This window comes from Pseudonocardia sp. GCM10023141 (assembly GCF_042653605.1).
Window position 1 is genome coordinate 122985 of the sequence record NZ_JBHSIR010000068.1, and the last position, 13127, is coordinate 136111.

Below are 13127 nucleotides of genomic sequence, written 5' to 3' on the forward strand. Positions count from 1 at the left end.
GATTTTCATGTGCGACCGCGGGTGGCCAGCCGCTCGGCGAGCAGCCCGACCAGGTAGAACACCAGCCCCAGTGCGATCGAGGCGGCGACGAAGGCCCACGCACGGGCGTAGGCGGTGTTGGCCGCGGCAGCGGTGATGCGGCTGCCGAGGCCGTTCTGCAGTCCCCCGAAGTACTCCGCGACGATCGCGGCGATCACGGCCGCGGGTGCGGCGAGCCGCAGCCCCGTCATGATGAACGGCACCGCACCCGGCAGCCGGACGAACCGGGCGAACTGCCACGGCGACGCGGCCAGCGCCGACATCAGCTCGGCGTGCACGGGCAGGACCTGTCGCAGCCCGCGCGCCGTCGAGACGAAGACCGGCACGACGACGACCACGGTCACGACCAGGCGCCGCGGGATCTCGGTGGCGGAGCCGAACATGGTGGTGAACACGGGTGCGAGCGCGACGATCGGCACGGCGCTGGCGGCCAGCACCACGGGCGTCGCGAGCTCCTGCACCAGTCGCGACGCCGCCGCGAGCAGCGCCAGCAGCACGCCGAGCAGGAACCCCGCGACGAGCCCGACCAGCGCGTTACCGCCGGTCACGGCCGTGGTGCTGAGCAGCACCGGGAACTGCGCGCCGATCTGGGCGCCGATCGCGCTGGGCGCCGGCAGCAGGAACGCGGGCACGCCGGCGAGCCCGACGACGGCCTCCCAGACCACGAGCAGCGCGATCCCGAACACGACCGGCGGACCGATCGCACGCAGCCGGGCGGTCACAGCTCGTGCCCCTTGCGCAGGGCCTCGCGCACCGCGGTGATGGCGGCGAAGAACGCGCCGGACTCGCGCACGTCGTCGACCTCGTCGGGGTCCAGATCCGCGGCGGCCGCGGCACCGGGACGGCGGCCCGCCACGATCTCCGTGATCCGCCCCGGGCGTGGCGACATGATCACCACGCGGTCGGCGAGCACCACGGCCTCCGGGATCGAGTGCGTCACGAACAGCACGGCGGCGCCGGTCTCGCGGGCGATGCGCAGCAGCTCGGCCTGCATCCGCTCGCGCGTCATCTCGTCGAGGGCGCCGAACGGCTCGTCCATCAGCAGCAGCCGGGGGCTCGGCGCGAGCGCGCGGGCGATCGCGACGCGCTGCTGCATGCCACCGGAGAGCTGGCTCGGCCGGGAGGCGGCGAAGTCGGCCAGGCCGACGAGCTCCAGCAGCTCCGCGGCGCGCGCCCGGCGCTGCACCTTGTCGACGCCGTGCACGTGCAGCGGGAGCTCGACGTTCTCCGCGACAGTGCGCCACTCCAGCAGGCCCGCCTGCTGGAAGGCGATGCCGTAGTCCTGGTCGAGCCGGGCCTGGTGCGGCGACTTGCCGCCGATCGCGACGGTGCCCGCGGTGGGCTGCTCCAGGTCGGCCACGACGCGCAGCAGCGTCGACTTCCCGCAGCCCGACGGCCCGATCATGCTGACGAACTCGCCCGCGCCGATCGTGAGATCGATACCGGACAGGGCGTGGACGTCGCCGAAGGTCTTCTCGACCCCGGCCAGCTCCACCGCGGCCGCGGTGCTGGTGCTCATCGGACACTCCCCCGGTAACGACGCAGCCCGACGTCGAGCAGGCCGACCGCGGCGGCGGCCACCAGCCCGAGCACGGCGGCGCCCAGAATCGCGGTGTACAGCTTCGACGGATCGCCGGTGGCCTGCTGGGCGTACTCGATGATCAGCCGCCCGATGCCGCCGCGGGTGCCCGTCGAGATCTCCGCGACGATGGCGCCCACCACGGCGGCGGCCGCGGCCAGCCGGGCGGCGGGCAGCAGGTGCGGCACCGCGGCCGGCAGCCGCAGGCGCAGCAGCGTGGTCCACCAGCCGGCGGCCAGCGTGCGGAACAGCTCGACGTCGGCCTTGAGCGGTGAGGTCAGCCCGCGCAGCATGCCGACTGCCACCGGGAAGAACGCCAGGTAAGAGGCGATCACCATGACGCTGGCCCACGGCTGCCAGGCCCAGCCGGCGATCACGATCTTGCCGCCCCAGCCGGCTACGAGCGGCGCGATCGCGATCAGCGGCACCGTCTGCGACGCGACGACGTAGGGCAGCGCGGCCCGTTCCAGCAGGCCGAAGCGCTGCATGAGCAGGGCCAGCAGCACCCCGAGCACGCCGCCGAGCACCAGCCCGCCCAGCGAGAGACCGAGCGTGAACAGCGCGGCGGATGCCACCGCGGCCCCGACGGACCGGGTGTCGGCGGCACCGGCGACCTCCGGGTCGCCCAGGCGCGAGAGCACCGTCCAGACGTGCGGCATCGCGGCGTCGTCGGTGCGCGGGAGCAACCGCACGTCACCGACCGTGACGCCCGCAGCGGGCAGGACGAGCTTGGCGAGCTCCCACAGCACGATGAGCAGCACGAACGCCGCGACAGCGGTGAGCACCGTCCGCGATCTGCGCACCATGCGTCGGGCCCCTCTCCTCGGGTGAAAGGCGGATCTTGCAAGCGGGAGATGACCGTAGCGTTACCGGCGGGTATCAGCGCAATAGCGAGAACGCCATCCCGCTCTCCCCGCGGCTCAGCGTCACCGACCTGGCACAGCCAAAGACACGCGCGGCGCCGAATCCGACCAATTCGCAATGGCAGGGCGTAACGAGATATCAACGCAGCGCGATCGCAGGGGGCAGTCTCCCCTCGACAGCCAGGATGGCGCAGATGATCACGAACACCCCGCTTGAGCCACGACCCGAAACACTTCAGGCCGAACCAGCGGGGTCGCCCACCGGCGCACGTCCGGACGCCCGGCGGGTGGCGTGGTGGCCGATATGTCTGGCAGGTCTCGTCGGGCTTCTCATCGGCGCGGGTGGCGTGGCTGCGGCGTTCTTGACCGTCGTGAACCATGCGGGCGGCGGCAGCGTGGGTGTCGGAACCGTCCCGGCGACCGCTCCCCTGCGGCCGTACCCGCCGAGATCGTCGGACTCGCGCAGTTCTTCGGCTGCGACGTCGTCGACTTCTGCACGGCAACGAGAGAATCGACGCGTGCGCCGATACCCTGCTGGCAGCGCCTCTGCCGGCGCGTAGCCCATAGGACAATCCACCGCGGGAATGGCGCACTCAGCGCGGCATCCGGCGCCACAGCCTGCGCGGAGCGTGGCCGAGCACCGCGAAGATCGGCTGCAGCACCGCGGGCACCCAGACCACGCCGCGGCCAGCCGCGAGCGCGCGCACGGTCGCGTCGGCAACCTGCTCGGGGGTGGACGAGAACGGCGCGGGCGCCATGCCCTCGGTCATGCGCCCGATCACGAACCCCGGGCGCACCAGCAGCAGCCGCACCCCGGAGCCGTGCAGGGCGTCGGCGAGGCCGCTGGCGAAGCCGTCGAGGCCGGCCTTCGCCGAGCCGTAGACGTAGTTGGCGCGCCGGACCCGCGCACCCGCGACCGAGGAGTAGACGACCAGGTCACCGCCGCCCTGACCGCGCAGGATCGTGGCCAGCCGGGTGAGCAGCGCGACGTGCGCGACGTAGTCGGTGTGCACGATCTGCACGGCGTGCTCCGGCTCGGCCTCGGCCCTGGCCTGGTCGCCGAGCAGCCCGAAGGCGATGACGGCGACGTCGAGGCGGCCGTGGCGGTCGACGAGGTCCTGCAGGACCGCGGCGTGCGAGGCGAGGTCGTCGGCGTCGAACTCGACGCGGTCGACGGCCGCCGCACCGGCATCGCGGAGCGACTTCTCCTCGGCGTCCAGGTCGGTGCTGCGGCGGGCGGCCAGCACGACCGTCGCCCCGGGGGCGAGGCGCTGCGCCACCGCCACCCCGATCTCGCTGCGGCCGCCGAAGATCACCACTGTGCGTGTCACGGCGGGGAGCGTGGCATGGGTGGTGGGGGTAGAGCGCGCCACCCCCTCGTGCCGCGACGTCAGGAAGGGCGTCCCTGCTGACGTCCAACGTCAGGAGGGCGTCCTTCCTGACGTCCGCGAGGCCGCCGCCCCCATCGCCCGCGCCGCCAGCCCCACCTCGATCCGCGTGACGTCGGCGGCTCGCGTCGGGTCCAGCCCGGTGATCGCCGCGACGCGGCGCAGCCGGTAGTCGACCGTGTTGGGGTGCACGTGCAGCGCGGTGGCCGTCTGGCGGCGGTTCTGCCCGGTCCGCAGGTAGGCCGCGAGGGTGGCCAGGAGGTCCGGCTGGTCGTCCAGCGGCGCGAGCAGCGCGGCCAGGCGGGCGGACGCCGCGGTCGGCCGGCTGAGCTGGTACTCCAGCAGCACGTCGTCGAGCCGCCACAGCCCGGGGCCCCGGCCGAACGCGACGGCGACGGCGCGTACCTCGCCGGCGAGCGCCGCGGCGGCAGCCACCCCGGTGGGTTCGGCGGCGACGGCTCCGACCGTGACGTCGGCGCCCGCCGCACGTGCCATCGCCTCGACGACCGCGGCGAGGCGCTGCCAGTGCTGGTCGGTCAGGGCGTCGGACGCCACGTCGGCCGGGACGAGCACGGTGCCCCCGGTCGCCGACAGCGCGGTGAGCACGGGCTCGCGGGCATGCCGGTCGAGCTCGGTGCGCACCCGCCGCAGCTTGCGGCGCTGCGCCACCGTCGCGTCGACACCCGGCGCGGTCTCGTCGGGATGCGGCCCGATCGCGACGTCGAGCACGAGGTAGGCGCGCGGGAGCCGGAACCGGGCGCGCTGCGCCGCCTCCTCGGCGGGCTCGCCGTCGAGCAGCGCCATCAGCAGGGCGTGCCGGACGGCGTGCTCGTCGCCGAACATGATCTGGCGTTCCTCGAGGTAGCCGCCCGCCACGGCCGTGGTCACCTGCTGCAGGAAGCCCAGCATGAGGCGGCTGCAGGCCATGAGGTCGGCGTGGTCGGCGGCGGTGGCCAGCGCCGCGACGTGGCTCCAGACCGCCTGCACGCCCACGTGGTAGGCCGTGAGCACCGCCTCGACGGGCACGCCCTCCTCCGCCCGGCGCGCCGCGGAGTCGCGCAGCGCCGCCAGCTGCTCGGGGCCGGGCAGGCGACCGGCCCGCAGCGCGTCGACGAACAGGGCGAGGCCGGTCTCGATGGCGCGGGCGATGTCGCCGGTGAGCTCCTCGGCGGGCAACTGGCCGTAGGCAGGCACCGTGACAGGCAGCGCCGCGATCAGGGAGCGCACGAGCACGGCGCGATCCCGGACCAGGAGCCGGTCCACCGGCTGTCCACCAATGGTCAACTTGTGCTCTGTCACAACCGATCCCGCGGATTGTGGGAGTACTCCCAGGACACCGTCCGGGGCACGTGCTCCATCATGTCATCCATCACCTACTCGCCGGTAGCCGGAGGATGCAATGACGCACCGCAGGAATCGCCTGATCGCCGCGGGCGTGGGTGCAGCGCTGGCGCTGTCTCTCGCCGTGCCGGGCGTGGCGTCCGCGACCGCCGGCGGGCCCGTCTACGTCGCACTGGGCGACTCGTCGGCGGCCGGACCGCTCATCCCGCTGCAGAACGACGTGGCCTGCCTGCGGTCCGACCACAACTGGCCGCGGGTCGTCGCGGCGGCGCTCGGGGCGACGATCAAGGATGTGACCTGCTCCGGGGCCAAGGTCGCTGACCTGCCCGGGCGGCAGTTCGGGATCGTCGCGCCGCAGTACGACGCCGTGACCACCGACGCCGACCTCGTCACGATCGCCATCGGGGCCAACGACCTCGACCTCGGCGTCGTCGTGCCCACCTGCGCCAACCCGCTGCCCGAGCCTGCAGGCATCTCGTGCAAGGCCCGGCTGACCGCCGGTGGCACCGATCCGCTCGCGGCGAAGATCGACGCGCTGGCGCCGAGGATCGGCGCGGCGCTCGTCGAGATCCACCGGCGCGCACCGCACGCCCGGGTCGTCGTCGTCGGCTACGGCACCTACTGGAAGCCCGGGGGCTGCTGGCCTGCCGACCCGATCTGGGGCCGCGACGCCGACTACCTGCAGGCCACGTTCGACCGGCTGATGACGATGCTCGCGAACCAGGCCGCGGCCCACGACGCCGGCTACGCCGACATCCGGACGCCGAGCGCCGACCACGGCGTCTGCGCGCCCGTCGGGCAGCGGTGGATGGAGGGCCTGGTGCCGACAGCGGCCGCGGCGCCCTACCACCCGAACGGGACCGGCATGCAGCACGCGGGTGCGGTGGTGGCAGCCGCGGCGGGATCGTCGTCGGGACGGGACTGAGAGAGGCGATCAGGCCCGCTCGAGCCAGGGCCGCAGGTGGTCGAGCACGGCGGGCGTCGGGTCCGGGATGAGGGCGAGCATGCGGCGGACGCGTTCGGAAGCGTCGCGGGTGAGGCGGAAGTCCTCGTCGCGCGACAGCGGGTGCTCGGGGCTGAACTGCTGGGCCGAGGTCACGATCCGGGGCGCGAACGCGCGGAGGTCGTCGGCATCGGCCTCGGCGATGCGCGGATCGAGCCCGGCGCCGATGAGCAGCTTCTCGACGTTCTCCAACTGCTGTGTGAGCCACGTCCACGGGTCGGCCGTGAGCGCGGCGGACCACACGCGGTCGGAGGGCTCCACGCCGTCGAACCGCGGGTGGAAGTGAGCGGCCGAGAAGGAGTCGCTGGGCCGGTCGAGGCGGTTGAACAGGTCTGCACGCCAGAACGGCTGATCGACCACGGTCTGCTGCGCCGCGGACTCGGTTCCGCGGTGCGGCTGCGGTGCCAGCAGGGCGAGCTCGATGCGGGCGCCATGCTCCATCACAGCCTCGGGGGACACCTCGAACCATCGCCGCACGCTCACGGCGACGCCGGTGAAGCTGTAGACGATCAGCACGGTGCGGGATCCTTTCCGGAGGTGCTGGTGGCTGCAATCACCAGGTGTCGATGAACGGCCGCCGGCCTGCCGGCACCACCGCGGCCGCGCTCAGCGCGGCGTCGATCACCTGTCTGGTCCCGGCCGGGTCGATGACGTCGTCGATCTCCATCACCGTGGCCGTGCTCAGCGCCTTGCCCCGCTCGTAGAGCTGCGCCACCAGTTCACGGTAGTGCCGTTCGCGGGCACTGTCATCGGGAAGCGCGTCCAGCTCGGCGCGGTAGCCGAGCCGGACCGCACCCTCCAGCCCCATGCCGCCGAACTCCCCGGTCGGCCAGGCCACGGTGATCACCGGTTCGGTGAAGCCGCCACCGGCCATCGCCATCGCGCCCAGCCCGTAGCCCTTGCGCAGCACGACACAGACCAGCGGCACCGCGGCGTTGGCGGCGGCCACGAACAGCCGCGAGAAGTGCCGGACCGTCGCGGTGCGCTCCGAGGCCGGGCCGACCATGAAGCCGGGGGTGTCGCACAGCGAGACGATCCCGAGGCCGTGGGCGTCGCAGAGCTGCACGAACCGGGCGGCCTTGTCGGCGGCGTCGGCGTCGATCGCACCGCCGAGGTGGCGCGGGTCGTTGGCCATGATCCCGACGGCCCGCCCGGAGATCCGCGCCAGCACCGTCCGGATCCCGACGCCGAATGCCGGGCGCAGCTCCAACACGCTCCCGGAGTCGGCGAGCGTCTCGATCACCGTGGCGACGTCGTAGGCGCGCAGCCGGTTCTCCGGTACCAGGTGGCGCAGCGCGCGCTGGTCGGCGCACGCGCCGTCGCCGGGGGTGCCGGTCACGAGCCCGAGGTAGCGCTTCGCGGCGGCGACCGCCGCAGCCTCGTCGGGCACCAGCACGTCGACCACGCCGTTGCGGGACTGGACGTCCATCGGGCCGACCTCGCCGGGCGGGAAGACCCCCAGCCCGCCACCCTCGATCATCGCGGGGCCGCCCATGCCGAGGCTCGAACCCTCCGTCGCGATGATCACGTCGGCGCAGCCCGCCAGCGCGGCGTTGCCCGCGAAGCAGTAGCCCGAGACGATCGCGACCACCGGCACGGTGCCCGACAGCCGCGCGAAGCCGGCGAACGTCGTCAGCTCCAGCCCGGAGATCGTGGAGTGGTCGGTGTCGCCTGGGCGCCCGCCACCACCCTCGGCGAACAGCACGAACGGCAGCTTCTGCCGGTGGGCGAGCTCGATGAGCCGGTCGGTCTTGCGGTGGTTCTGCATGCCCTGCGTACCCGCGAGCACCGTGTAGTCGTAGGACGCGACGACGCAGCGGCGGCCGTCGATCGCGCCGATACCGCCGACCAGCCCGTCGGCCGGGGTGCGGGCGATGAGGTCCTCGACGCTGCGGCGACGGCGCTGCCCGGCGATGAGCAGCGCGCCGAACTCGGTGAACGTGCCCGGGTCGCACAGGTCGTCGATGTTCTCCCGTGCCGTGCGCTGCCCGGTGCGGCGGCGGCGCGCCACGGCGTCGGGGCGGGCGGCGTCGCGCGTGCCCGCGCGGCGGTCCAGCACCTCGGCGAGGTCGGGGCGGATGTGGCCGAGGTCGACGTCCGCGGCGGCCGCGGCGTCGGCCTCGGTACCCGGCTCGAGCACCGCCAGCACGTCCCCCTCGGCCACGACGTCGCCGACGGCGACGCGCAGCTGGAGCACGCGGCCGGCCCCGGTGACGGGGTGCTCCATCTTCATGGACTCCAGCACGGCGACCACACCGGGCTCGGAGCCGACGGCGACCACACCGGGCTCGGAGCCGACGGCGACCACGACGCCCGCGAGCGGGGCGCGGACGGCGACGGCGCCCTCCGGGATCGCAGGATGGTGGCCATCCTGCGATCCAACGCTTGGATGGCCACCATCCTGCGATCCGGGCGAGGCACCCAGCAGGGCCTCACGATGCTCGTCCACGAACGTGGTCGTCGCCTCCCCCGCCGTGAAGGTCGGGTGCGCGAGGATCGCCGCCAGCAGGTCCCGGTTCGTCGCCACCCCGGCCACGTCGAACCCCGCGAGCGCCCGGACGGCGTGCGCGATCGTCGCGGCCCGGTCGGCGCCGGTGATGATCAGCTTGGCCAGCAGCGAGTCGAAGCGCGGGTCGACCACCGCACCGACCGCGGCGGCCGTGTCCACCCGCACCCCGCGCCCGGTCGGCGGGGCGAAGCGCTCCAGCGTGCCCGCGCCCGGTCGCAGCGAGCCGTCGGCGGCGAGCGTCTCGGCGTTGACCCGCAGCTGGATCGACGTGCCACGCGGCGGCACCGGGGCGACGTCGAGCGGGGCACCCCCGGCCAGCCGCAGCTGCAGCGCCACGAGGTCGAGACCGGTCACCTCCTCGGTGACCGTGTGCTCCACCTGGATGCGCGGGTTGACCTCGAGGAACACGAAGCCCGCCGCGTCCACCAGGAACTCGGCGGTCGCGACACCCCGCAGCCCGGCGGTCAGCCGCACCGCCGCGGCGTGCAGCGCCGAACGGGCCCCGTCGGCGAGCGCGGCGGGCGCGATCTCCACGAGCTTCTGGTGGCGCCGCTGCACGCTGCAGTCCCGGTCGCCGAGCGCGACCACCCGCGACCCGTCGCCGGCCAGCTGCACCTCGATGTGCCGGGCCCCGGTGCGCAGCTCCTCGACGTAGAGCGTGCCGTCGCCGAACGCCGCGACGGCCTCGGAACGGCAGCGCTCGAACGCCGCGGCGAGGTCGTCTCCCCGTCCGACGACCCGCATCCCACGCCCACCGCCGCCGGCCACCGCCTTGATCAGCACCGGCCCGCCCGTGGTCGCCGCGAACTTCAGGGCGCCCTCCACGTCGACGGCGCCGTCGGTGCCGGCCGGCACGGGGACGTCGCAGCGCATCGCGTGCGCGCGGGCCGCGGCCTTGTCGCCGAACAGGGCCAGCAGCTCGGGTGTCGGCCCGACCCAGACCAGGCCCGCATCGAGGCAGGCCGTGGCGAACGTCGCGCTCTCGGAGAGGAAGCCGTAGCCGGGATGCACGGCGTCGCAGCCGGTGCGGCGGGCCACGGCGATCAGCGCGGCCCCGTCGAGGTAGGCGGTGGGACCGCGACCCGGGAGCGGCTCGGCGTCGCCGGGCTCGTCGGCGGCGCGCACCCGGACGGCTTCGACCCGCTGCTCGGCGGCCGCATCGGCGATGCGCAGGGCGATCTCGCCGCGGTTGGCCACGAGTACTCGGGAGACCGGCATGCCTACGGATACTGCCCCACGGGCGGCGGACATACTCGCGTGATGCACGCCGCCGTCCTCGGTTCCCCGGTCGCCCATTCGCTCTCCCCGGTGCTCCACACGGCCGCCTACCGGGCGTTGGGCCTCGACGACTGGACCTACGACCGCCACGAGTGCGACGAGGCCGGGCTCCCGGCCTTCGTCGACGGCCTCGGCTCCGACTGGGCGGGCCTGTCGCTGACGATGCCGCTCAAGCGCGTCGCGTTGGAGGTGGCCGAGGAGGTCGCGCCGCTCGCTGCCGCCACCGGCGCCGCCAACACGCTCGTGCTCACCAGGGGGCGGCGGCGGGCCGAGAACACCGACGTCGCCGGGATCATCGCGGCGCTGCGGGGAGCGCGCGGTCGCGCCGTCGTGCTGGGAGCGGGCGGCACCGCGCAGGCGGCCCTGGCCGCGTTGCGGGAGCTGGGGATCGACGACGTCACGGTCCTCGTGCGGAGCCTGGGGCGCACCGGCGAGCTGCGCGACGCCGCCGAGCGACTCGGGGTGACACCGCAGATCAGCGATGCGCTGGTCGACCCCGCCCGCGCCGCGACCGCCCTGACCGGCGCCGACGTGGTGATCTCGACGCTGCCCGCCGGCGCCCCCGACGCGCTGACGGGCATCGGGGCGGCAGCGGTGCTGCTCGACGTCGTCTACGCGCCGTGGCCCACACCCTTCGCCGCCACCGCCGCGGCGGCCGGCGCGCGGGTGGTGAGCGGGCTGGAGATGCTGCTGCACCAGGCCGCGGCGCAGGTGGAGCTGATGACCGGACGGCCCGGGCCGGTGGCGGCGATGCGGGCGGCCCTGGATGCTGCGGTGGCGGCGCGGGCGTGAGGGGGCGGCAGGCGCTCGGGTTGCAGGAAGGCCACCTTCGCGGGGCCATTGCAGGAAGGTCTTTCATGGCCTGCGCAACCACCGGCGTGCTCGCCGAGGCGCACAGCAGGGCCCGGCGTGGGCCGTGGGTGCGGTTGGGTGATCAACGCCTACTGGTTCGGTGGTGACCATGAGCCAGTGGGCGTTGATCTTCGTGCCGGTGGCCGAGCGCGCACTGGCTCATGATCGAACCGGAACCTGTGGGCGTTGATCACTCGCCCGGCGGCTCTCGCTAGGTCTCCGCTGGCAGGGCCACCTTCGCGGGGCCATTGGGAGCGGGACCCACCACCCTCACCCCGCCCGATGCACCGACACCGCGTAGTCCCCACCCGCGTAGGGCGACCGGTCCCAGGTCGCGTACCGCGCCTCCAGCGCGAGCCCGGCGCACCAGCCGTCGTAGTCGGCGAGCGTCGGCCAGCCGGCCTGCAGCTGGAACCCCGTCACCAGCACCCCGGACGGGGCCAGGTGCCGTGCGCACGCCGCGACCATCTCGGCGCGGCGGCTCGCGTAGGGCACCACGTTGCCGGCGAGCACCACGACGTCGAAGCGGTCGGGGTGGTCCAGGTCGGCCAGATCCGCGCACACCCACTCCAGCTCCGGGGCCTTGGCCCGGGCCGCGGCGATCATGTCGGCGTCGGCGTCCACCCCCAGCACCGTGACGCCCCGGCGGGCCAGCTCGATCCCGACCCGCCCGGTGCCGCAGCCACCGTCGAGCACGCTGCGCGGCGCGAACGTCATCACGAGGTCGACCTCGCCGTGCGGGTTCTCCCCCGCCGCCGCGAGCTGCTTCCAGCGCTCGTCGTAGCGATCGAGGTCGACGTCCGCACGCCACTGCGACCAGTCCTCGGGAAGTGTGCCCATCGCGCCAGGCTACGGATGCAGCGAAGCCGGAGACGGTGAGGCACGATCGACTTGTGAACGTCTTCGAGTCCGTCCTCGACGCCGTCGGCGCCACTCCCCTGATCCGCCTGCGCCGGGTGACCGCCGGGCTGACCGCGCAGGTGTGGGTGAAGGTCGAGTTCGCCAACCCCGGCGGGAGCGTGAAGGACCGCGCGGCGCTGGCGATGGTGCGGGCGGCCGAGGAGCTGGGTGAGCTGCAGCCCGGCGGCACGATCGTCGAGGGCTCTTCGGGCAACACCGGGGTCGGGCTGGCCATGGTGGCTGCCCAGTGCGGCTACACGGCGGTCGTCGTCGTGCCCAACACGATCGCCCACGAGAAGGTCGCGCTCCTGCAGGCCTACGGCGCGCGAGTCGTCGCCACGGAGGGCAAGCTGCCGCGCGAGCACCCCGAGCACGTCAACAACCTCGCCCGGCGCATCGCCGAGGAGACCGACGGCGGCTGGTACGCCAACCAGTACGACAACCCGGCCAACCCGCGCATCCACGAGCTCACCACCGGCCCGGAGATCTGGGAGCAGACCGGTGGGCGGGTCACGCACCTCGTCGCCGGCATCGGCACCGGCGGCACGATCAGCGGCACCGGCCGGTTCCTCAAGCGCCACGGCGTGACGGTGGTGGGCACCGACCCCGAGGCGTCGGTGTACGCGGGCGGCGACGGCAGCCCGTACTTCGTGGAGAGCGTCGGCCACTACCTGCACCCCGACACCGTCGAGGACACCTGGCCCACCGCCTACGACCGGGCGATCGTCGACCGCTTCGAGCGCATCCCCGACGGCGAGTCGCTGCGGGTCGCCCGCCGGCTCGCCGCCGAGGAGGGCCTGCTGGTCGGCGGCTCGGCCGGCACGGCGGTGGCCGGCGCGCTGCGCGTGGCCGCCGGGCTGGGGCCCGAGCACGTCGTGGTCGCGGTGCTGCCGGACTCGGGTCGCAACTACCTGTCGAAGTACTTCGACGACCGCTGGATGACCGGCATGGGCTTCCTCGACGCCACCGAGGGCCCGTTCGTCCGCGACGTCGTGCCGCAGCGGGGCCTGGCCGTGGTGCCTGCCACCGACACCGTCGCGGCCGTGCTGGCCCGCCATGGGTCCGGACCGGTCGCCGTGGTCGTCCCCCGGACGTCGGACGCCCCGACCCGATCGGCGCCGGAGGTCATCGGCAGCGTCGATCCCGCCGAGCTGCGCGCACTGGTCGCGGCCGATCCCGAACGGGCCGCCGACAGCGTCACCCGCCATGCCGGCAGCGCCCCGGCCGCGGTCGGGCACGGTGAGAACGCCGCGGCCGCCACGGCGCGCATCGACGGCGGCAAGGGACCGGTGCTCCTGCTCATCGACGGGCGTGCCGTCGCACTGGTGCCCCGCGCCGTGTTGGAACAACGGCACGAGACGACGGGTTGAACCCA

At 74.1% G+C, this 13127-nt stretch carries 11 protein-coding genes; 3 read left to right on the top strand and 8 right to left on the bottom strand.

Going from position 1 to position 13127, the window contains the following annotated elements; genetic code table 11:
- Window positions 1–5: 5 nt before the first annotated feature.
- From ACFPFQ_RS39955 to ACFPFQ_RS39975, 5 genes are all read right to left on the bottom strand, one after another.
- A complete protein-coding gene (locus tag ACFPFQ_RS39955) occupies window positions 6–761 on the bottom strand; it encodes an ABC transporter permease (protein ID WP_379628456.1) in 756 nt (251 codons plus the stop codon).
- On the bottom strand, window positions 758–1558 hold the full coding sequence (locus tag ACFPFQ_RS39960) for an ABC transporter ATP-binding protein (RefSeq protein WP_379628457.1): 801 nt from the start codon (window positions 1556–1558) through the stop codon (window positions 758–760). The genes ACFPFQ_RS39955 and ACFPFQ_RS39960 overlap by 4 nt, the downstream gene beginning before the upstream one ends.
- Complete coding sequence (locus ACFPFQ_RS39965; RefSeq protein WP_379628458.1) at window positions 1555–2424, bottom strand: ABC transporter permease subunit; 870 nt, start codon at window positions 2422–2424, stop codon at window positions 1555–1557. The genes ACFPFQ_RS39960 and ACFPFQ_RS39965 overlap by 4 nt, the downstream gene beginning before the upstream one ends.
- Before the next feature lie 650 nt (window positions 2425–3074).
- Window positions 3075–3812 carry an SDR family NAD(P)-dependent oxidoreductase gene (locus ACFPFQ_RS39970; protein WP_379628459.1) on the bottom strand — a complete coding sequence of 246 codons (738 nt, stop codon included), beginning with the start codon at window positions 3810–3812 and terminating at the stop codon, window positions 3075–3077.
- 90 nt (window positions 3813–3902) lie between these two features.
- The gene (locus ACFPFQ_RS39975) at window positions 3903–5132 is read right to left on the bottom strand and encodes a PucR family transcriptional regulator (protein ID WP_379628460.1); all 1230 of its coding nucleotides are present in this window, start codon (window positions 5130–5132) and stop codon (window positions 3903–3905) included.
- 136 nt (window positions 5133–5268) lie between these two features.
- Between ACFPFQ_RS39975 and ACFPFQ_RS39980 the strand changes: the two genes are divergently transcribed.
- Window positions 5269–6135 (top strand): SGNH/GDSL hydrolase family protein, encoded by an 867-nt coding sequence (locus ACFPFQ_RS39980; RefSeq protein WP_379628461.1) that lies wholly within the window; start codon window positions 5269–5271, stop codon window positions 6133–6135.
- Between the two features lie 9 nt (window positions 6136–6144).
- On the opposite strand, the gene ACFPFQ_RS39985 is transcribed toward ACFPFQ_RS39980, so the two are convergent.
- Window positions 6145–6729, bottom strand: coding sequence for a hypothetical protein (locus ACFPFQ_RS39985; RefSeq protein WP_379628462.1), 585 nt, complete (start codon window positions 6727–6729; stop codon window positions 6145–6147).
- A gap of 37 nt (window positions 6730–6766) precedes the next feature.
- The gene (locus tag ACFPFQ_RS39990) at window positions 6767–9940 is read right to left on the bottom strand and encodes an acetyl-CoA carboxylase family protein (RefSeq protein WP_379628463.1); all 3174 of its coding nucleotides are present in this window, start codon (window positions 9938–9940) and stop codon (window positions 6767–6769) included.
- 42 nt (window positions 9941–9982) lie between these two features.
- On the opposite strand from ACFPFQ_RS39990, the gene ACFPFQ_RS39995 reads away from it, so the two are divergent.
- Window positions 9983–10792, top strand: coding sequence for a shikimate dehydrogenase (locus ACFPFQ_RS39995; protein ID WP_379628464.1), 810 nt, complete (start codon window positions 9983–9985; stop codon window positions 10790–10792).
- A gap of 330 nt (window positions 10793–11122) precedes the next feature.
- Here ACFPFQ_RS39995 and ACFPFQ_RS40000 read toward each other — a convergent pair whose 3' ends face one another.
- Window positions 11123–11692, bottom strand: a complete 570-nt coding sequence (locus ACFPFQ_RS40000) for a class I SAM-dependent methyltransferase (RefSeq protein WP_379628465.1) — start codon at window positions 11690–11692, stop codon at window positions 11123–11125.
- 53 nt (window positions 11693–11745) lie between these two features.
- On the opposite strand from ACFPFQ_RS40000, the gene ACFPFQ_RS40005 reads away from it, so the two are divergent.
- Window positions 11746–13122, top strand: a complete 1377-nt coding sequence (locus ACFPFQ_RS40005) for a PLP-dependent cysteine synthase family protein (protein WP_379628466.1) — start codon at window positions 11746–11748, stop codon at window positions 13120–13122.
- Window positions 13123–13127 lie beyond the last annotated feature (5 nt).